This is a genomic window from Caulobacter sp. FG7 (genome assembly GCF_057808875.1).
This window is the reverse complement of the sequence record NZ_JBMDIW010000026.1, coordinates 22031-40599: the sequence shown is the minus strand read 5'-3', so window position 1 is coordinate 40599 and position 18569 is coordinate 22031. Positions and strand designations below refer to the sequence as shown.

General features: G+C 69.9%; 18 protein-coding genes and 1 tRNA gene. 16 read left to right on the top strand and 3 right to left on the bottom strand.

Annotated elements, in window-relative coordinates; all coding sequences use genetic code 11:
* The first annotated feature begins 297 nt into the window (after positions 1–297).
* From ACODR1_RS19350 to gspN, 14 genes are all read left to right on the top strand, one after another.
* Positions 298–1734 (top strand): hypothetical protein, encoded by a 1437-nt coding sequence (locus ACODR1_RS19350; RefSeq protein WP_488881909.1) that lies wholly within the window; start codon positions 298–300, stop codon positions 1732–1734.
* The gene (locus ACODR1_RS19345) at positions 1689–4463 is read left to right on the top strand and encodes a TonB-dependent receptor domain-containing protein (RefSeq protein ID WP_488881908.1); all 2775 of its coding nucleotides are present in this window, start codon (positions 1689–1691) and stop codon (positions 4461–4463) included. The genes ACODR1_RS19350 and ACODR1_RS19345 overlap by 46 nt, the downstream gene beginning before the upstream one ends.
* A gap of 159 nt (positions 4464–4622) precedes the next feature.
* Complete coding sequence (locus ACODR1_RS19340; protein WP_488881907.1) at positions 4623–5006, top strand: type II secretion system protein N; 384 nt, start codon at positions 4623–4625, stop codon at positions 5004–5006.
* Positions 5003–7036 carry a type II secretion system secretin GspD gene (gene gspD, locus ACODR1_RS19335; protein ID WP_488881906.1) on the top strand — a complete coding sequence of 678 codons (2034 nt, stop codon included), beginning with the start codon at positions 5003–5005 and terminating at the stop codon, positions 7034–7036. The genes ACODR1_RS19340 and gspD overlap by 4 nt, the downstream gene beginning before the upstream one ends.
* Entirely contained in the window at positions 7033–8493 is a 1461-nt protein-coding gene (gene gspE, locus ACODR1_RS19330) for a type II secretion system ATPase GspE (RefSeq protein WP_488881905.1), read from the top strand. Before gspD ends, gspE begins: the two co-directional genes overlap by 4 nt.
* Positions 8480–9691 carry a type II secretion system inner membrane protein GspF gene (gene gspF / locus ACODR1_RS19325; RefSeq protein ID WP_488881904.1) on the top strand — a complete coding sequence of 404 codons (1212 nt, stop codon included), beginning with the start codon at positions 8480–8482 and terminating at the stop codon, positions 9689–9691. Before gspE ends, gspF begins: the two co-directional genes overlap by 14 nt.
* A 12-nt stretch (positions 9692–9703) precedes the next feature.
* Positions 9704–10150 carry a type II secretion system major pseudopilin GspG gene (gspG, locus tag ACODR1_RS19320; RefSeq protein ID WP_488881903.1) on the top strand — a complete coding sequence of 149 codons (447 nt, stop codon included), beginning with the start codon at positions 9704–9706 and terminating at the stop codon, positions 10148–10150.
* Positions 10134–10610, top strand: a complete 477-nt coding sequence (locus ACODR1_RS19315) for a GspH/FimT family pseudopilin (protein WP_488881902.1) — start codon at positions 10134–10136, stop codon at positions 10608–10610. The genes gspG and ACODR1_RS19315 overlap by 17 nt, the downstream gene beginning before the upstream one ends.
* Positions 10591–10962, top strand: a complete 372-nt coding sequence (gene gspI, locus ACODR1_RS19310) for a type II secretion system minor pseudopilin GspI (protein WP_488881901.1) — start codon at positions 10591–10593, stop codon at positions 10960–10962. The genes ACODR1_RS19315 and gspI overlap by 20 nt, the downstream gene beginning before the upstream one ends.
* Positions 10959–11549 carry a type II secretion system minor pseudopilin GspJ gene (gene gspJ / locus ACODR1_RS19305; protein WP_488881900.1) on the top strand — a complete coding sequence of 197 codons (591 nt, stop codon included), beginning with the start codon at positions 10959–10961 and terminating at the stop codon, positions 11547–11549. Before gspI ends, gspJ begins: the two co-directional genes overlap by 4 nt.
* The gene (gene gspK / locus ACODR1_RS19300) at positions 11546–12520 is read left to right on the top strand and encodes a type II secretion system minor pseudopilin GspK (RefSeq protein ID WP_488881899.1); all 975 of its coding nucleotides are present in this window, start codon (positions 11546–11548) and stop codon (positions 12518–12520) included. Before gspJ ends, gspK begins: the two co-directional genes overlap by 4 nt.
* Positions 12517–13593: a type II secretion system protein GspL gene (gspL, locus tag ACODR1_RS19295; RefSeq protein ID WP_488881898.1), complete on the top strand. Its 1077-nt coding sequence runs from the start codon at positions 12517–12519 to the stop codon at positions 13591–13593. The genes gspK and gspL overlap by 4 nt, the downstream gene beginning before the upstream one ends.
* Positions 13590–14066, top strand: coding sequence for a type II secretion system protein M (locus ACODR1_RS19290; protein WP_488881897.1), 477 nt, complete (start codon positions 13590–13592; stop codon positions 14064–14066). Before gspL ends, ACODR1_RS19290 begins: the two co-directional genes overlap by 4 nt.
* Positions 14063–14773: a type II secretion system protein N gene (gene gspN, locus ACODR1_RS19285; protein ID WP_488881896.1), complete on the top strand. Its 711-nt coding sequence runs from the start codon at positions 14063–14065 to the stop codon at positions 14771–14773. The genes ACODR1_RS19290 and gspN overlap by 4 nt, the downstream gene beginning before the upstream one ends.
* Here gspN and ACODR1_RS19280 read toward each other — a convergent pair.
* From ACODR1_RS19280 to gph, 3 genes are all read right to left on the bottom strand, one after another.
* On the bottom strand, positions 14744–15508 hold the full coding sequence (locus tag ACODR1_RS19280) for a prepilin peptidase (protein ID WP_488881895.1): 765 nt from the start codon (positions 15506–15508) through the stop codon (positions 14744–14746). The two genes, gspN and ACODR1_RS19280, sit on opposite strands and share 30 nt — an antisense overlap.
* A 43-nt stretch (positions 15509–15551) precedes the next feature.
* Positions 15552–15626: transfer RNA gene (locus ACODR1_RS19275), tRNA-Val, on the bottom strand.
* Between the two features lie 50 nt (positions 15627–15676).
* Positions 15677–16402 carry a phosphoglycolate phosphatase gene (gene gph, locus ACODR1_RS19270; protein ID WP_116487216.1) on the bottom strand — a complete coding sequence of 242 codons (726 nt, stop codon included), beginning with the start codon at positions 16400–16402 and terminating at the stop codon, positions 15677–15679.
* A gap of 65 nt (positions 16403–16467) precedes the next feature.
* Here gph and glmU point away from each other — a divergent pair, with 65 nt between their 5' ends.
* Both glmU and rpiA read left to right on the top strand, forming a co-directional pair.
* Complete coding sequence (gene glmU, locus ACODR1_RS19265) at positions 16468–17850, top strand: bifunctional UDP-N-acetylglucosamine diphosphorylase/glucosamine-1-phosphate N-acetyltransferase GlmU (protein ID WP_488881894.1); 1383 nt, start codon at positions 16468–16470, stop codon at positions 17848–17850.
* Complete coding sequence (rpiA, locus tag ACODR1_RS19260) at positions 17847–18527, top strand: ribose-5-phosphate isomerase RpiA (protein WP_101716202.1); 681 nt, start codon at positions 17847–17849, stop codon at positions 18525–18527. The genes glmU and rpiA overlap by 4 nt, the downstream gene beginning before the upstream one ends.
* Positions 18528–18569: the final 42 nt, after the last annotated feature.

The window sequence follows — 18569 nt, the reverse complement described above, 5'->3', positions numbered from 1 at the left end:
ATGTCGATCGGCGTGATGATTTTCGCGCCGTTCGAGTGTTTGAAGAAAAGAGCATGGTTCGCTCAATTTTAGACATAAGACGACTTTTCGGATTCTCGTCATTACGGCTTTGTATCAAATTATTGCTCAGAAAATGTGTCACAAAACTTTGGGCTAACTGTCTTCGCGGCTCTGTAGCCCGCCGATCCAGGGCGGGAAGGGCGAGGCTTTTTCCATTGGTGGGGACCGGGGGTCTTCGCCGCCCTTTTGCGGCTGCGCCAATGGAGAACCGTCATGAACCGCGTTGGAAACGTTAGCTTGATCGCGCTCGCGCTGAGCGCCTCCTTGGCGCTTGCGGGCTGCGGCGGCGCCGACGGTGTCGCGTCTCCGGGCGAAGGCGGCTTTGGCAACGGCGGCGGTTCGAACCCGACCAATCCCACCACGCCGCCTCCCGGCACGCCGGCCGCCGACTGCCCCACCGGCTTCGCCAATGTCGGCACCGTCGCCAACGGCACGCTGCGCAACTGCCAGCTGCCGCAGCTGGTCACCGGCAACCTCGTCGTGCCGCTGCGCGCCGGCACCGTCTACTCGGTCAGCGGCCGCGTCGACGTCGGCCAGGACCAGGGCGGCGACCCGAACGCGCCGATCGCCGGGCGTTCTCGCGGCGTACTGACCGTCGAAGCCGGCGTGAAGGTCTTCGGCTCGGCCGGTCTCGACTACATCGTCGTCAACCGCGGCTCGCAAATCTTCGCCGAAGGCACCGCGACCAACCCGATCGTCTTCACCAGCAAGCAGAGCATCGAAGGTCAGACCGGGGTCGACTCGATCGGCCAGTGGGGCGGTCTCGTCATCCTGGGCCGCGCGCCGATCAGCAACTGCTCGGGCGCCGGCGCCACGCCGGGCACGGCCGGCTGCGAGGCCCAGGTCGAAGGCACCAACGCCTTCTACGGCGGCAGCGGCCTGCAGGATAACAGCGGCGTCATGCGCTACCTGCGCGTCCAGCATTCGGGCTTCGTCATCGTCGCCAACAACGAGCTGAACGGCATCACCCTGGCCGGCGTCGGTTCGGGCACCACCTTCGACCACATCCAGGTGCACAACAGCAGCGACGACGGCATCGAGTTCTTCGGCGGCAACGTCAACGGCAAGTACCTGGTCCTGACCGGCAACGACGACGACAGCATCGACACCGACACCGGCTACAACGGCGCCCTGCAGTTCGGCATCATCGTCCAGCGCGCCAACGGTGGTAACCGCGCCTTCGAAACCAGCAGCGCCGGCACCGCGCCGCGCTCGAACCCCAAGTTCGCCAACTGGACCGTCATCGGTCGCGGCGGCTCGGGCAACGACCTGCTGGTGGCCAACACCTCGACCAACAACGTCTGGGTCAACACGGTCGTGCAGATGACCGCCGCCACCGCCGGCTGCGTCGACATCGACGACGCCACCACCCAGGTCGCCTTCCACTCGGTGGCCCTGGCCTGCGCCACGCCGTTCACCAACGACACCAATGTCGACGCCACGGCCGTCGCGGCGCTGTTCAACGCCGGCACCAACAACACGTCGAGCCACACCTCGACGCTGACGGGCACCTTCATCAACGGCGCCAACGAAGCGGCCCGCACGCCCTACGCCAACATCACCAGCCTCAGCAGCTTCCTGGTGAACCCCGGCTACATCGGGGCGGTCAAGGACGGCAACGACACCTGGTGGCAGGGCTGGACCTGCGGCCTGACCAGCGGCTCGACCTGCTGATCCGGTTGGGGGCGGCCGTGCGCCGCCCCCGCTTCCCGACGCCCGACAATTCCAAGGTTCCTCCGATGAACATGCTGTTCCGGCCCCTGAGCGGCCTCCTGCTCGCGACGTCGGCGCTGGTCGCGCCGCAGATCGCCATGGCGCAGACGACCCCCGCCGCCCAGCCGCAGCCGGGCGCAGCCGAAACCCCCGCGCCGCGCCAGTTCGCGGCGCTCGACCCCGAAGACGCGCCCGTCGCCGTCGAGGAAGTCCTGGTCCTGGGGCGCAACATTCCCGAACCGATGCGCACGACCTCGGAGGTCGCCAGCTTCCTGACGCAGGAAGACCTCAAGCGCGCCGGCGACAGTACCGCCGCCGAAGCCCTGACGCGGGTCAGCGGTCTGAGCCTGGTGTCGGGTCGCTTCGTCTATGTGCGGGGCCTTGGCGAGCGTTATTCGTCGGCCCTGCTGAACGGTTCGCCGTTGCCCAGCCCCGAGCCGCTTCAGCGCGTCGTGCCGCTCGATCTCTTCCCCTCGGCCATCCTGGCCGGCGCCACGGTGCAGAAGAGCTTCTCGCCGAACTATCCGGGTGAGTTCGGCGGCGGCGTCATCGACCTGCAGACCGTAGCCATTCCCGACGATGCCTTCTTCGAGGTCGAGATCGGCGGCGGCGGCAACACCGAGACCACTCTGAACAAGGGCCTGACCTACTACGGTTCGGACACCGACTTCCTCGGCTACGACGACGGCACGCGCAAGAAGCCGCCGGAGCTTCGCGAGGCGCTGGCCACCGGCAAGCGCATCAACTCCAGCAACTTCACGACCGCTCAGTTGGTCCGCATCGGTTCCAGCCTGGTCAACGCGCCGCTGAACCTGATCCAGACCAAGAACAAGATCCCCGGCAACTTCTCGGCCGACGTCAGCGCTGGCCGCTCGTTCGAACTGCCCTCGGGCGCGCGCCTGGGCGTCGTCGCCATCGGCGGTTTCGAGAACAGCTGGCGCTCGCGCGAAGGCATCCAGCAGCAGGGTCTCGAGCAGAACGGCGTGCTGGAGCCGCGCACCAGCTACAACTTCAACAACACCAGCAACAACGTCACCGTGAACGGCCTGGTTGGCCTGGGCCTGGAGTGGGGCGACCACCAGGTGCGCTGGACCAACCTCTACGTCCACAACACCACCAAGTCGGCCCGCCAGCGCGCCGGCGAAGACTACGCCGCCGGCCAGGAAGTGCTGGACTCCTACACCGAGTGGTTCGAGCGGAACCTCTACGACACCCAGCTGTCGGGCAAGCACGAGTTCGGCGCCTGGAACTTCGACTGGCGCGGCTCCTACGCCAAGTCCGAGCGCGACGCGCCGTACGAGAAGTTCATCCGCTATCGCCTGGAGAACGGGGTCTACTACCACTCCGCCTCGCAGGAGCAGAACTCGACGAGCTTCAGCACGCTGGACGACACCATGGCCAGCGCCGGTTTCGACGTGGGCTACACTCTGCCGCTGAGCAGCGGTCGCGACGCCAAGTTCAGCGGCGGCTACGCCTATCTCGACAACGAGCGCGACGCCGAGCGCCGCGATTTCCGCTACCAGGGCGGCGCCATCCCGCTGGCCATCCAGCGCGAGCGGGTCGACTTCCTGCTGTCGGACTACAACCTGGCCCAGGGCTACCTGACGTTCACCGAGATCACCGGCGGCGACGGCGCCGCGGCCTACGAGGCCGGCCTCAAGGTTCACGCCGGCTACGTGCAGGTGGATGCGGAGTTCCTGCCGCGCCTGCGCACCTCGTTCGGCCTGCGGGTCGAGGACGCCACGCAGACCGTGCAGGTCGTCGACCTGTTCGGCGGCTCCTCGGCCACGCCGACCGCGCTGGAAGAGACCTATGTCCTGCCGGCCGCGACCCTGACCTACAATTTCGCCGAGGACATGCAGCTGCGCCTGGGCGCCTCGAAGACCATCGCCCGGCCGCAGTTCCGCGAACTGGCGCCGCAGCAATACTTCGACCCCGACACCGATCGCCTGTTCATCGGCAACCCGTACCTGACGGACACCGAGCTCCTGAACCTGGACGCCCGCGTCGAATGGTACTTCGCCGCCAACCAGTACCTGTCGGGCGGCCTGTTCTACAAAGACCTGGATCGTCCGGTGGAGTCGGTGGTCAGCGAGCAGGGCTCGACGATCGTCCAGACCTATGTCAACGCGCCTAAGGCCTCGCTCTACGGCTTCGAGCTGGACTTCAAGAAGCTGTTCGACAGCCCGTTCGAAGGTGCGTTCTTCGGCAGCAAGCGCTGGCTGGTCGGCGCCAACTACACCTTCTCGGACTCGCAGGTGAAGGTGGGCGAGGACGACGTCGTGTACCCGCTGGCCGGGGCCGGCGCGCCGCGCCGCGCGCTCGACTACGTCAAGGACGGCAGCCAGCTTCAGGGCCTCTCCAGGCATCTGGCCAACATCCAGTTCGGCTGGGAGGACGAGGAGAACCGCTCGCAGGCGACGATCCTGGCTACCTATGTCAGCAAGCGGATCTCGGCCCGCGGCCGGCCCGACCAGCCCGATCTCGTGCAGGAGCCGGGCGTGACGGTCGACTTCACCTACCGCAAGGCCTTCGACGTCCGGGACCGCGAGCTGGAGTTCACCTTCAAGGCCCGCAACCTGCTCGGCGAAGACTTCGAGGAGTACCAGGTGCTGGGCGGCGGCCGGGTGGACGCCAACACCTATGACCTGGGTCAGACCTTCTCGGTCTCGCTCTCCACGCGGTTCTAGGTCTCGCCAGGACCGACCGCGGCCGATCGACGGCGCTCTTCGCCCTGGCGGGCGGGGAGCGCTCGTCGCCCTTGAAGCACCAAGCCGATCCCGATGCTCGCAAAGCTGACCGAAACATTCCGGATCCATGGGGGCAGGGCGTTCGTCGCCCTCGAACTCATGGTGCTGCTCGTCCTGGCGGTCCAGGCCGCGCGGCTGGTCTGGGTCGTCGCCGCGCCTGCGCCGCCGGTGGCCGTCAAGGCCGCGCCGGTCCAGAGAGCGGTCGATCCCAGGATCCTCGCCACCTTCGACGCCTTCGGCTCGGCCGGGGCGTCTTCGCGCGTCGGAGGCGCGGCCAGCGTCGAGGGCTTCCGGCTGTTTGGCGTGCGCCAGACCGACGGCGGCGGCTCGGCGATCATCGCTGGCCCCGACGGCGTCCAGAAGTCCTACGCCGTGGGCGAGACCATCGCCGACGGCGTCACCCTCGCGTCCGTCGCCGCCGACCACGTCGAACTTTCGCGGGGCGGCGCCCGCATGACCCTCTCGTTTCCGGAACGTCCATGACCAAGGCCCCAACGCTGCGCATTCTCGCCGCGGCCGCCTCGATCGCGCTGGCCTTGCCGTCGGCCGGTCCCGCGCTCGCCCAGACCCAGGTGCTGAACGTTCAGGACGCCGACATCCGCGCCTTCATCCAGGACGTGGGCAAGACCACCAACACCACCTTCGTCGTCGACCCGCGGGTCAAGGGCACGGTGTCGGTGACCAGCAACGGATCGCTTAACCGTCGCGAACTGTTCGAGCTGTTCCTGGCCACGCTGCGGGCCAACAACCTGGTGGCCACCCCGGCCGGCGGCGGCGTCTACCGCATCGAGCCGTCGGAGAACGCCGCCCGCCAGCCCGCCACGGCCGGCGGGCAGTTCGCCACCGAGGTCTTCCGCCTGCGGACGCTGGATGCGGCGACGGCGGCCGACATGCTCAAGCCCCTGGTCGGGCCGCAGGGGCAGGTCGTGGCCAACGCCCGGGGCGGGGCGGTGGTCGTGGCCGACTACGCCGACAACGTCCGTCGCATCCGGGCCCTGCTGGCGCAGGTCGACCAGGACCGCGCGGCTGTCCACACCGTGACCCTGACCAACAGCTCGGCGCGGGAGATCGCCCAGGTCATCAACGACCTGATCGCCGGGCCGGGCGCCGACGGCAAGGCGGGCAGGGGCGCGGTCACCGTCGTGGCCGTCGAGAGCAGCAACTCGGTGTTGCTGCGCGGCGATCCCGACGCCGTCCAGAAGCTCTTGCCGCTGATCGCCGACCTCGATCGCCGCGCGGAGTCCAGCGACGACGTACGGGTGGTTTTCCTGCGCCACGCCAATGCCGAGCAGATGCTGCCGGTGCTGCAGCAACTGGTGGGCCAGTCGCCTTCGGCCGTCACGCCCAGCGCCGGCCGTACGGCCGGCGGCGCGACGGGATCGGTCAATGCGACCCCCGCCGCGGCCTCGACCGTTTCGGCTGGACCGGGAAGTGCCCGCGCCAACGTCGCCCGCTATCCCGGCGCCAACGCCCTGATCATCAACGCCCCGCCCGAGCTGCAGCGCACCCTGGCCGAGGTGATCCGCCAGCTGGACGTGCGCCGAGAGCAGGTTCTGGTCGAGGCCATCGTCGTCGAGGTCTCCGACGACGCGGCCAAGCAACTGGGCGTGCAGCTGCTGCTGGGCGGAACGAACGGAACCATCCCGTTCATGGCCACGAACTACACCAACGCCTCGCCGAGCTTGCTGCCGCTGGCCGGTGCGATCGCGGCGGGCGATCCCAAGGAGGGCGATTCCGAGGCCGTGACCTCGATGCGCCAGGCGGGGATCAACTCGCTGCTCAACGCCTCTGGCGTGACCGGCGGCGTGGCCGGCCGCAGCGGAGACGTGCTGTTCGGCGCGATCATCAACGCGGTCAAGAAGGACAGCGGCTCCAACCTCCTGTCGACGCCGTCGATCATGACCCTCGACAACGAGGAGGCCCGCATCCTGGTCGGCCAGGAAGTGCCGATCACCACCGGCGAGGTGCTGGGCGACGCCAACTCCAACCCGTTCCGCACCATCCAGCGCCAGAACGTCGGCGTGCAGCTGGAAGTGAAGCCGCAGATCAACGCCGGCGGCGGCATCACCTTGTTCCTGCGCCAGGAAGTTTCGGCCGTGGCCGGTCCGGTCAGCGTCGGCTCCAGCGAGCTCGTCATCAACAAGCGCGAGATCGAGACCACGGCCCTCGTCGACGACGGCGACATCGTCGTACTGGGCGGCCTGCTGGACCAGACCGAGACGTCGTCGGTGCAGAAGGTGCCCGGTCTCGGAAATCTGCCGGGGATCGGCGGCCTCTTCCGCAGCACCGCCCGCGAGCGCGGCAAGACCAATCTGATGGTCTTCATCCGTCCTCGGATCATCAAGACGGTGGACGACGCCCGCGCCGTCACCGGGCCGCGCCTGGACCGCATGCGTCGCGAAAGCGCCCTGACGACGCCCGAGGGCGACAGCTCGCTGGACGCGGTGATCCGCGACTTCCAGAGCACGTCGCCCGCGGCCCTGCCGGCTCCGCCCCAGGCCCAGCCGCAATGACCGCGCTCGACTACGCCTTCGCCAAGCGCCACGGCCTCGTCCTGCTGTCGCTGGACGGCGAGGCGACCATCGGCCTGCGCGAGGGCTTTGATTCCCTGGCCCTGATCGAGGCGAGACGGGCGCTGGGCGCGCCCCTGAAGCTGCAGATGCTCGCCACCGCCGCCTTCGACCGCAAGTTCTCAGAGGTCTATGCGGGCGCCGGTCTGGCCTCGGCTTCGGGCGACGACTTCGACGGCGCGCTCGGCCATCTGCTCGAGGACATGCCCACCGCCGCCGACCTGCTGGACCCGCAGGACGACGCCCCGGTGATCCGCCTGATCAACGGTCTGATCGCCGAGGCCGTGCGCTCGGGCGCGTCCGACATCCACGTGGAGCCCTACGAGCAGGCGCTGATCGTCCGTCTGCGGGTCGACGGGGTGCTGCGCGAGATCCTCAGCCTGTCGCCGCGCATCGCCGCCATGCTGGTCTCGCGGGTCAAGGTGATGGCCAAGCTCGATATCGCCGAGAAGCGCATCCCCCAGGACGGCCGGATTTCACTGGCCCTGGGCGGCAAAAGCCTGGACGTCCGCGTCTCGACCCTGCCGTCCCGCATGGGCGAGCGGGTGGTGATGCGCATCCTCGACAAGGAGCAGGCGGGGCTGGGCCTGGCGGATCTGGGCATGTCGCCGCGCATGCTGGCGGCGCTGGAGGCGGCGCTGCGCGAGCCCAACGGCATCGTGCTGGTCACTGGCCCCACCGGCTCGGGCAAGACCACCACGCTCTATGCCGGCCTTGGCCTGCTGAACGACAAGAGCCGCAACATCCTGACCATCGAGGACCCGGTCGAGTACGCTGTCCATGGCGTGGGCCAGACCCAGGTCAACACCAAGGTCGGCATGACCTTCGCCGCCGGCCTGCGCGCCATCCTGCGCCAGGACCCGGACGTGGTGATGGTCGGCGAGATCCGCGACGCCGAGACCGCCCAGATCGCCGTCCAGGCCAGCCTGACGGGGCACCTGGTGCTGTCGACCGTGCACACCAACGACGCCGCCGGCGCCGTGGTCCGCCTGCGCGACATGGGGGTGGAGCCGTTCCTGCTGGCCTCGACCATGCGCCTGATCATCGCCCAGCGGCTGGTGCGCCGCCTGTGCCGTGTCTGCGCGGTGGAGGAGCCCGCCGATGCCGCCGCCGCGGTCCTGGTCGACGTACCCGCCGGGACGCCGCTGCGGCGTCCTGTCGGATGCGCCGAGTGCGGCCATACCGGCTTCCAGGGCCGGATCGGCGTCTACGAGGCTCTGCGCGTCGATGACGCCGTGCGCCGCCTGATCGGCCAGAACGCCGCCGAGGACGCGATCGCCGCCGCCGGCGTCGAGGTCGCGCTGAAGGACGAAGCCCGCCGCTACGTGCTCGAAGGCCTGACTACGGTCGAGGAGGTGTTGCGCATCACCGGGGCGGGGGCGCGCGATGGCGAGCTTTGACTACATCGCCCTCGACCTGGCTGGAGCCACGCGCTCGGGACGGATCAAGGCCGCCGACGAGGGCGACGCCCGCACGCTGCTGGAGCGCCGCCGCCTGGCGCCGGTGAAGGTTTCGCCCCACGCGCCAATCGCGGCGAAGAGTGGGCAGGGGCTGTTCGGCGACCGCCTGGGCGGACGCGACCGATCGCTGTTCACGCGGCAGCTGGCCACGCTGGTGGCTGTCTCGACCCTGGAAGAAGCCCTGCGCACCATCGCGCTGCAGGCTGACCGTCCCAAGCTCAAGCGGGTGGTCGAGCAGGTGCACGCAGCGGTGCTGGAGGGCTATCGCCTGTCGGACGCCCTGGCCCGGCCGGCCGGGGCCTTTCCGCCGCTCTATCGGGCCATGGTCGCCGCCGGCGAGGCCTCGGGCGCGCTGCCGACCATCCTCGATCGCCTGGCCGACCTGCTGGACCAGCAGCAGAAGGTCTCCGCCAAGATCACGACGGCCCTGGTCTATCCAGCCGTGCTGGCCCTGGTGGCTTGCCTGGTCGTCACCGTGCTGATGGTCTTCGTCATTCCCAAGGTGGTCGAGCAGTTCGACAGCATGGGCCAGACCCTGCCGCTGCTGACCCGCATCGTCATCGGCCTGTCCGACCTTCTCCAGCACTTCGGCTGGTTGCTGGTGCTGGTGGTCGTGGGGCTGGCCTTCGTCTACTGGCGGGCCCTGCGCAACCCGGCCTTCAAGCTGCGCGCCGACAGCTTCTTCCTGCGCCTGCCGTTCGTCGGCCAGCTGATCCGCAACGTCCACGCTGCGCGGCTGGCCCGTACCCTGTCAACGATGATCGCCAGCGGCCTGCCGATGCTGGAGGGCCTGATCCTGACGGCCGGCACGGTCCGCAACGCCGCCCTGCGCGGCGGCATGGACGCGATGATCGCCGGGATCCGCGAGGGCGGTTCGCTGTCGACCGCCATGCGCCGTACCGGGGTCTTTCCGCCGGTGCTGGTCTACATGACCGCCAGCGGCGAGAGCAGCGGCCGTGTCGACGTCATGCTGACCCGCGCCGCCGAGTATCTCGAGCGCGAGTTCGACACCTTCACCGCCACCCTGCTGAGCCTGCTTGAGCCGGCGATCATCGTCGTTCTGGGCGGCGTGGTGGCCACCATCGTCCTCTCGATCCTGCTGCCCATCCTGCAGATCAACACCCTGGCCATGAACTAGGAGGCCAAGACCATGCGCGCCCCTGACAAGACCCGCCGCCTCGCCCGCGAAGCCGGCTTCACCCTGGTGGAGATGATGGTGGTCATCGTCATCCTGGGGCTCCTGGCCACCGTCGTGGCCATCAATGTCCTGCCCAGCCAGGACAAAGCCATGAAGGAAAAGGCCCGCGCCGACGTGGCGGTGCTGGAGCAGGCGCTCGAGGGCTACCGCCTCGACACCTTCGCCTTCCCGCGCACCGAGGACGGCCTTGCGGCCCTGGTGACGCCGCCGGCCAGCCTGGCCCAGCCCGATCGCTACCGCGAGGGCGGCTATGTGCGCCGCCTGCCCAAGGACCCCTGGGGCAACGACTACCAGTACCGCTCGCCGGGCCAGCACGGGGCGATCGACGTCTTCTCGTTCGGCGCCGACGGCCGCGAGGGCGGCGAAGGCAAGGACGCCGACATTGGCAACTGGGGCTGACATCCCGCGCAATGCCGGCAGGCGAGGGGGCTTCACCCTCGTTGAGCTCATGATCGTGCTTGTGATCATGGGCCTGCTGGCCAGCGCCGTCGTCCTGGCCCTGCCGGACGGCCGGCTCGGCCTGCCGCAGGAGGCCGAGCGTTTCGCCGCCACCCTGCTGCGCGCCCGCGACGAGGCGGTGTTCAGGGGCGGCCAGGTCCGTGTCGTGGCGGCCGATGGTCGATATCGCTTCGAGCAGCGCTCAGGCCGCGACTGGCGCCCGTTGGACGAGCCGCCGTTCAGCGCCCGCGCCTTCGAGGAGGGCACGCAGGTCACGGCCGCGCCGCAGGCCGTGGTGGTCTTCGATCCCACGGGGCTGGCCAACCCCACCGAATTCACCTTCGCGCGCGGCGAGGTGCGCCGCACCGTGGCCGTCGATCTGGCAGGGAACGTCTCGCTCGATGACCCGCGCCCGTTCTGAAGCCGGCTTCACGCTGATCGAGCTGCTGGTCGCCCTGGCGATCTTCAGCCTGGCGGTGCTGGCCCTGCTGAACCTGGCGGGCGAGAACACCCGCGCGGGCGGCCGCCTGGCCGACCGGGTGTTGGCCGAGGTGGTGCTCGACAACCGCGCGGTCGAGGCCATGGCCAGCACGACCCCGCTCGCCATCGGCCGCAGCGCTGGCTTGGAGACCGCCGGCGGACGCCCATGGGCCTGGACCCGCCAGGTCAGCCGCACCGCCGATCCCGCTGTCGTTCGCGTCGACATCGCCGTGGCCGCGCCCCGCTCGCGCGCGCCGCTCGTCCAGGCCTCGCTGTTTCGGGGCGCGCGATGAAGGGCTTCACCCTGGTCGAGATGCTGGTGGCGGTGCTGATCTTCGCCCTGATCAGCGCGGCGGGCGTGGCGGTGATGGGCTCGACCCTGGCCAACCAGAGCGCGGTGCGGGTCACGGTCGACCGCCATGCCGAGCTTCAGCGGGCCCGCGCCATCCTCAAGGCCGACCTCTCGCAGGCCGCCGCCCGCCGCACCCGCGGCGAGGACGGGCGACCGGCCCTGACGGCCTTCGCCGGCGGCGATCCGTGGGGCGGCGGCGGACCGCTGCTGGCTTTCGTCCGGCGCGGCTGGGAGAATCCCGACGTCGATCCCCGCGCCTCGCTGCAATATGTGGAATACGCCCTGGTCGAGGGCCGCCTGGAGCGCCGCTCGCGCCCGGCGCTGGATGGCGCGCGCCTCGGCCCGCCGCAGGTGCTGCTGACCAACGTCGCGGAGATCCAATCGACCTTCCTGTTTAACGGCGCCTGGACGCCGACCTGGAAGGGCAATCCGCAGACCGAGATCCCGACCGCCGTGCGCCTGGACATGACGCTGGCCGACCTCGGCCGCGTCGACCAGTTGTTCCTCACCTCGGGGGAGGGGCGATGAAGCGCAGGCACGAGGAAGGCGCGGCCCTGCTGACGGTGCTGCTGATGGTGGCCGTCATCGGCGTCATCGCCGTGGGCGTGCTGGAGGACATCCGCTTTGGCCTGCGTCGGTCGTCCAACGCCCAGGTGGCCGGTCAGGCGCGCTGGTACGCCCTCGGCGGCGAGCAGATGGCCCGCTCGCGCATCGACCAGCTTCTGGCCCGAGATCCGGGCAAGACCTCGCTGGAGGGCGAGTGGAACGGTCGCGCCTTGGAGTTTCCGATCGAGGGCGGCGTGATCCAGGCGCGCGTCGCCGACGCCACCGGCTGCTTGAACCTCAACAGCGTGGTCGAGGCCGACCAGGGCGAGCCCTTTCGCCGTCGCGAGCTGGGCGTGCGCCAGCTGTCCAGCCTCATGACGCTGTTGGGCATGCCCAACGGTCCCGACCTCGCCGAAAGCCTGGCGCAGTGGATCGACAGCAACGACGTCGGCCCGGCGGGGCTGGAGGACGACGGCTATGCGAGGCGCAAGGCGCCGTACCGCACGGCCGGCGCGCCCCTGGCCGAGGTCAGCGAGCTGCGCGCTGTGCGCGGCTTCGACGCCAAGGTCTACGCCATGCTGCGCCCTTACGTCTGCGCGCTGCCGACCACCGACCTGTCGCCGATCAACGTCAACACCTTGCCGGAAGGCCGGGCCATGCTGCTGTCGGCGATCAGCCTGGGAGCGGTGTCGCCGGAGAGCGCTCATCGGGCGATCGTCGCGCGGCCTGCCGGCGGCTGGTCGGACCTGGAGGCCTTCTGGGGCCAGCAGGCCCTGGCCGGCGCCGCGCCCGTCGACGGCGTCCGCGACCAGATCCGCTTTCGCACCCGCTACTTCTCGCTCGAAAGCCGCGTCGGCCTTGCCGGCGGGCAAACCTTCATGACCTCGCTTTTCGAAGCCGGCCCGACGAACCGCGTCCGTCTCGTCGCCCGGCGCTGGACCCTGGAAGAATGACCCGTCTGCTGCTCCTTCCCGAAACGCCCGAGGAAGCCCCCGAGATCGTCGAGGCCGGCGCCCATGGTCCGATGCGCCGCAAGCTGCTGCCCAGCGAGCAGGGCGGCGGCGAGGCCTTGCTCGTCCTGCCTGGCGCCGAGGCCGTCACCCGTTGGCTCGATCTGCCCGGCGGCAGCGCCGCCCAAGCGCGGGCTGCGGCGGGGTTCCAGATCGGCGAGGTGGTGGCGTCCGGCGCCGAAGGACTGCACCTGGCGGTCGGCGAGCGCGACGCGGAGGGGCGCGTTCTCGTCGTTTGGCTCGATCGCGAGGTGCTTCGCTCGGGCCTGGAGGCGGCCAAGGCGCGAGGGGTGACCGTCACTGGCGCGACCCCCGACTACCTGCTGTTGCCGCAGGACGCCGAGGGGCGAACGGTCCTGGCCTCGTTCGGTGAGCGGCTGGGCGTCCGGGGCGAAGGGCTGGCGTTCGGCGTCGAGCCCGAACTGGCCTCGGCGGTCATCGGCGACCGGCCGCACCGCTACATCCCGGCGTCCGAACTGGACGCCTGGCTGCTGGCGGGAGCCGAACGTCCAGCGGTGAACCTGCTGCAAGGCCAGTTCGCGCTGCGTCGGCGCGGACCGGTCCTGCACTGGAGGCGATTGGCGGCGCTCTTGGCCATCGTCGTGATCTCGCCGCTCGTCCTGATGCTGGCGCAGATCGCCAGGGACGGCGTGGAGGCGCGCGCGATCGAGCGGCGCAACGCCGCCTTGGCGGTTCAACTCGTTCCGCAATCGGCGCGCTACGGCGATCCGGCCCAGTACGCTATCGGCCGGCTGCAGGCGGGGCGTCGGCAGGGCTTCGGCGAGCTCGCCGCCGGCTACCTTTCCGCCGTGCGCGGGGTGCCGGGCATGCGGCTGGACACCCTGGTCCATGGCCAGGACGGCGCGATCCGCTCGTCGGTCTCCTACGCCAACTATTCCGACATGGACCAGCTGCGTGAAGCGCTGAAGGCTGGCGGCTTCGATGTCGCCGAACAGGGCACGGTCACCGAAGGCCAGCGCGTCACCAGCGACCTGATCGTGCGGAGCAAGCCGTGAGCCAGATCCTCGAAACCGCGCGCCGGGCGTGGGACGGCCGCACGCCGCGCGAGCGGATCATGCTGGGCGTCATGGCCGCCGCCATCCTGGGCGTCGGCGGCTTCTACGGCGTGGTCGCGCCGCTGAAAGATGCGAGCGACGACGTACGCCATAGCCTGCAGGAGGCCCGCGAGCAGTCCGCCGCGTTGAAGCTGGCCTCTGGCCACGCCGCGCCGTCCAAGCCTGATTCCCGTCCGGTAGCGGCGATCGTCGAAGCCAGCGCCGCGAGCCTGGGCGTGCCGATCGCCCGCAAGCGCCAGGAGGGCGACGGCGCCTTTACCATCTGGATCACCGCCATCGACGCCCGCGCCCTGCTGCCATGGGCCGCGTCGCTGGAGCGCGAGGCCGGCCTGGATGTCGCGGGCTTTACCGCCTCGCGCCTCGACAGCGGCCTCGTCGAGGCCGAGGTCACCTTCGCCAGGGCCGCCCGATGAACACCCGGATCATGATGGCCGTACTGGCCGGTATGACGGCTGCGGCTGTCGTCGCCCTGGCCCCTGTCACGCTGCTGACCGGCCGACTGGCCGACGGCGAGGCTTTGCGGGCGACCCGGGCGTCGGGAACGGTCTGGCGCGGCCGCGTGGACCTGGCGACCGCCCAGGGGCGGCGCCTGGGATCCTATGACGTAGGGCTCTCTCCATTTGCGCTGCTGGGCGGCGACGTGCGGCTGCGGGCCAAGGACGAGGCGGCCGGTCGCTCCTTCATTCTGCGCGCAGGCCGGGATAGGGGTGTCGAGGCCCTGAGCGGCCCGATCTCGCTGGACGGAGATCCGCTTTCCGGGCGGATCGAGATCCGGGATGTGGCGGCGGTTTTCCGTGATGGGCGCTGCCTACGGGCCGGTGGCCAGATCCGCTTCCGCGCCGCTCAGGATCCCTTGCTAGGCGGAGCGACCTTCGCTGGAACGCCGGCCTGCCTCGGCGGCGACTGGGTCGCGCGGCTGACGCCGGCGGGCGGCGGCGGGGCGGCGATAACCTTGCGCGTCGATGGCGCCGGTCGACTTCAGGCCGAGGTCGCGGTGGCGACGGCCGATCCGATGCTGGTTCAGGCCGCGCTCGAGGAGGGCTTCGTCAAGGACGCGGCCGGCGTTCGGCGCGTAGTGTCGGCTCGGCTGTCAGCCGAGAAAGCCGTGAAGCGGCCCTAGCAGCCAGGTCAGCCAGGCGCCTATAGCCAGGAACACCCCGAACGGCAGCCGCTGGTCCATCGTCACGCGGCGGCGAAGGATCAGCTGCGCCAGGGCGACGCTGATTCCGGCCAGGCCAGCCCAGACCAGCACCGAGGGCAGGGCGGTCCAGCCGGTCCAGGCGCCGATGGCGCCCAGCAGGCGCGGGTCGCCGCCGCCCAGGCCCTCGCGGCCGCGCACCCGCTCGTAGATCCAGGCCAGCAGCCACAGCGATCCAAAGCCTATCGCCGCGCCCAGAACCGGCGTCCATACCGGCTCTCGCAGCACCAGGATCGAGACGGCGAAGCCCGTCGCGCCCAGCGGTAGGGTCAACATGTCGGGCAGCCAGAAATGCTCGCCGTCGATTACCGCCAGCAGCAGCAGCCACCAGCCAAAGACCGCCGTCGCCAGCGCCAGAGGGCCGGCGAACGCCAGCGCGCTCCAGGCGCCGATCAGCAGGCACGCCAGTTCCAGCAACAGGTAGCGACGGGGAATCGGCGCGCCGCAGCTGCGGCAGCGCCCCCGCAGCGCCAGAAAGCTGAGCACGGGGATCAGGTCGGGCAGGCCCAGCTTGCGGCCGCAGCCGTCGCAGGCCGAACGCGACGCCGCCCACGGCCGCTCGGCGGGCAGGCGCAGGGTCAGCAGCCCGATGAAGCTGCCCACGAACGGGCCAAGCAGGACCGTCGCGAATGTCCAGAAGTGTTCGGTAACCCACATGGCCGCCGACCTACTGTACGAGAATTGCAAAGAAGGGAAGGAGTGGTGGATGCTGCAGGGATTGAACCTGCGACCCCCTCGGTGTGAACGAGGTGCTCTCCCGCTGAGCTAAGCATCCGCCTTGTCGGCCAAGCCTTCCGAAGAAGTCCCCGCCGCGAGAGGAGGGGGCTATAGACCGCTCTTTTCCGCGCCGCAAGAGGCCAAAAGCGAGATTGCGGCCTCCGGGACCTCGGAAAAGCGATCTATCAACAGATCTCCGCCGAGGGTCTCGACCGGGGCTTCGGTGTAGCCGAACGAGACCAGCAACGCCGGAACGCCGGCGGCCTTGGCGCTGAGGACGTCGTTGATGCTGTCGCCGACCATGACCGCGCGGGCCGGGTCGCCGCCGACCGCCGCAATGGCCGCCAGCACGTGGCGCGGGTCTGGCTTGGGAGCGGGGGCGTCGTCGGCGCCGACCACGGCGTCGAAGAATCGGGTCAGGTCGACGGCGTCCAGAAGAGCGACCGACAGGTGGGTCAGCTTGTTGGTGCAGACCACCAGGCGCGCGCCGGCGGCCTTCAGATCCGCGAGCACCTCGACCACGCCCTCGAACGGCGCGCTCTCGTGGGCGATACGGCCCAGATAGATGGCGATGAAGCGCTCGACCAGCCGGGGCGCGCGTTCGGCGTCCAGCGGCGCGCCGGCGGCGGCGAAGCCTCGCTCCAGCAGCGCCTTGGCGCCGCGTCCGACCATCTTGCGCACGTCGTCGAAGGGCAGGGCGGGCAGGCCCTCCTCGGCGAGGATGGTGTTCAGCGCGCCCACCAGGTCCGGCGCTGTGTCGACCAGGGTGCCGTCGAGATCGAAGGCGATCGTCGTATCCCGAAGGACGGTTTCGTGGGCGTGCGGAAGAGACATGCTCTGGCCTTTCGGCTAAAGGCGCGGCTAATGCAACTTTGGTTCGCTTCGGAGTCGCGCCGATCATGACGCAGATCGCCCCCGCTCATCACACGGGCCGTCCCCGCGCCGCCGTGATCCTGGCCGCCGGCCAGGGCACACGCATGAAGTCGCCGACGCCCAAGGTGCTGCATCGGGTCGGCGGTCGGGCCATGCTCGACCACGCCATCGACGCCGCGCAGGCGCTTGGCTGCTCGCGTATCGTGGTCGTTGTCGGCGCCCACAGCCCGCAGGTCGGAGAGCACGCGCGCAAGCGCCTGGGCGCCGACGCCACCGTCATTCAGGATCCGCCGCTGGGCACCGGCCACGCCGTGCTGGCCGCCAAGGACGCCCTGTCCGATTTCGACGGCGACGTCGTCGTCACCTATGCCGACTGCCCGCTGCTGACCGCGCCGGTGATCGCCCCGCTGTTCGACCTGCGCGGCGCCGGCGCCGACGTCGCCGTGCTGGGCTTCGAAGCCGCCGATCCAGGCGCCTATGGCCGCCTGGTGCTGGCCCCGGGCCACGTGCTGCTGCGGATCGTCGAGGCCAAGGACGCCGAGCCGGCGGTCCTGGCGCTCAAGCACTGCAATTCGGGCGTGCTGGCCGCCGATCGCGCCCAGCTCTTCGACCTGCTGGCTGCCGTCGGCAACGACAACGCCAAGGGCGAGTATTACCTGACCGACATCGTCGGCATCGCCCACGACCGCAAGCTGGCCACCCGCGCCACCTTCGCGCCTGAGGCCGCGGTGCAGGGCGTCAATTCCCAGGCCGAACTGGCCGCCGCCGAGGCCGTCTGGCAGGTCGGCCGACGCGCCGCCCTGATGACCGAGGGCGTGACCATGCCTGCCCCCGAGACCGTCCACCTGTCGTGGGACACTCAAGTGGCCGCCGGCGTCACCGTCGAGCAGTTCGTGGTGTTCGGCGCGGGCGTCAGCGTCGCATCGGGCGCGGTGATCAAGGCTTTCAGCCACCTGGAAGGCGCGTCCGTGGGCGAGGGCGCCTTGATTGGCCCCTATGCTCGCCTGCGCCCGGGCGCCGAGATCGGTCCCGAGGCCCACATCGGCAACTTCGTCGAGGTCAAGAAGGTCAAGGTCGGCGCCGGCGCCAAGGCCAACCACCTGACCTATCTGGGCGACGGCTCGGTGGGCCCGAAAGCCAACATCGGCGCCGGCACGATCTTCTGCAACTACGACGGCTTCGAGAAGTTCGAGACCCATGTCGGCGCTGGCGCCTTCATCGGCTCGAACTCGGCCCTGGTCGCGCCCGTCCGGATCGGCGACGGGGCGATGACGGGATCGGGGTCCGTGATCACCGCCGACGTTCCCGCCGGCGACCTGGCGCTCAGCCGCGCGCCGCAGACCCTCAAGACCGGGTGGGCGGCCAAGTTCCGCGCCCTGAAACAGGCCAAGAAGGACAAGAAGGCATGAGCGCCGACGCACAGAAGAAGGCTTCGGGCGAAGCCGCCGCCCTGCTGGTCGAGCCGGGCATGGTCGTGGGCCTGGGGACCGGTTCGACCGCGGCTTGGTTCGTCAAGGCCCTGGCCGCCCGCAAGCTCGACGTCCGCGGCGTGCCGACCTCGGAAGCGACCGCCAGCCTGGCCCGCGAGCTTGGCATTCCGCTGGCGACGCTGGACGACGTCATGTCGATCGACCTCACCGTCGACGGCGCCGACGAGATCGGCCCGGGCCTTTCCCTGATCAAGGGCGGCGGCGCGGCGCTGCTGCGCGAGAAGCTGGTCTGGGAGGCCTCCAAGCGCTGCGTGGTCATCGCCGACGCCGCCAAGCACGTGAAGGTGCTGGGCAAGTTCCCGCTGCCGATCGAGGTTGTGCGCTTCGGTCACCCCCATACCGGGCGCCGCCTGGCCGACATCGCTGCCGAGTTCGATCTTCCGCCGCCGCGTCTGCGCATGGCGGACCGGGGCATCGTCGTCACCGACGGGGGCAATGTGATCTACGACATGGCCTCGGGCGCGATCGCTGAGCCGGCCGCCCTGGCCGCGGCGCTCAAGGCCGTCACCGGCGTGGTCGACCACGGCCTGTTCCTCGATCTGGCCGACGAAGCCCTGATCGGGACCGACGAAGGGGTGGTCAAGCTTCTGCCTTGATCCCATATCCCGATCCCGCTGTTTCCAGTCCGCCTTGATCCG

What these genes read in the sequence shown, in the direction of transcription:
- rpiA (WP_101716202.1), top strand. Translation starts at nt 17,847, where the DNA reads ATGAGCGCCGACGCACAGAAGAAGGCTTCGGGCGAAGCCGCCGCCCTG.
- ACODR1_RS19340 (WP_488881907.1), top strand. Translation starts at nt 4,623, where the DNA reads ATGGTGCTGCTCGTCCTGGCGGTCCAGGCCGCGCGGCTGGTCTGGGTC.
- gspK (WP_488881899.1), top strand. Translation starts at nt 11,546, where the DNA reads ATGAAGCGCAGGCACGAGGAAGGCGCGGCCCTGCTGACGGTGCTGCTG.
- glmU (WP_488881894.1), top strand. Translation starts at nt 16,468, where the DNA reads ATGACGCAGATCGCCCCCGCTCATCACACGGGCCGTCCCCGCGCCGCC.
- gspL (WP_488881898.1), top strand. Translation starts at nt 12,517, where the DNA reads ATGACCCGTCTGCTGCTCCTTCCCGAAACGCCCGAGGAAGCCCCCGAG.
- gspJ (WP_488881900.1), top strand. Translation starts at nt 10,959, where the DNA reads ATGAAGGGCTTCACCCTGGTCGAGATGCTGGTGGCGGTGCTGATCTTC.
- gspI (WP_488881901.1), top strand. Translation starts at nt 10,591, where the DNA reads ATGACCCGCGCCCGTTCTGAAGCCGGCTTCACGCTGATCGAGCTGCTG.
- gph (WP_116487216.1), bottom strand. Translation starts at nt 16,402, where the DNA reads ATGTCTCTTCCGCACGCCCACGAAACCGTCCTTCGGGATACGACGATC.
- gspE (WP_488881905.1), top strand. Translation starts at nt 7,033, where the DNA reads ATGACCGCGCTCGACTACGCCTTCGCCAAGCGCCACGGCCTCGTCCTG.
- gspN (WP_488881896.1), top strand. Translation starts at nt 14,063, where the DNA reads ATGAACACCCGGATCATGATGGCCGTACTGGCCGGTATGACGGCTGCG.
- ACODR1_RS19280 (WP_488881895.1), bottom strand. Translation starts at nt 15,508, where the DNA reads ATGTGGGTTACCGAACACTTCTGGACATTCGCGACGGTCCTGCTTGGC.
- gspD (WP_488881906.1), top strand. Translation starts at nt 5,003, where the DNA reads ATGACCAAGGCCCCAACGCTGCGCATTCTCGCCGCGGCCGCCTCGATC.
- gspG (WP_488881903.1), top strand. Translation starts at nt 9,704, where the DNA reads ATGCGCGCCCCTGACAAGACCCGCCGCCTCGCCCGCGAAGCCGGCTTC.
- gspF (WP_488881904.1), top strand. Translation starts at nt 8,480, where the DNA reads ATGGCGAGCTTTGACTACATCGCCCTCGACCTGGCTGGAGCCACGCGC.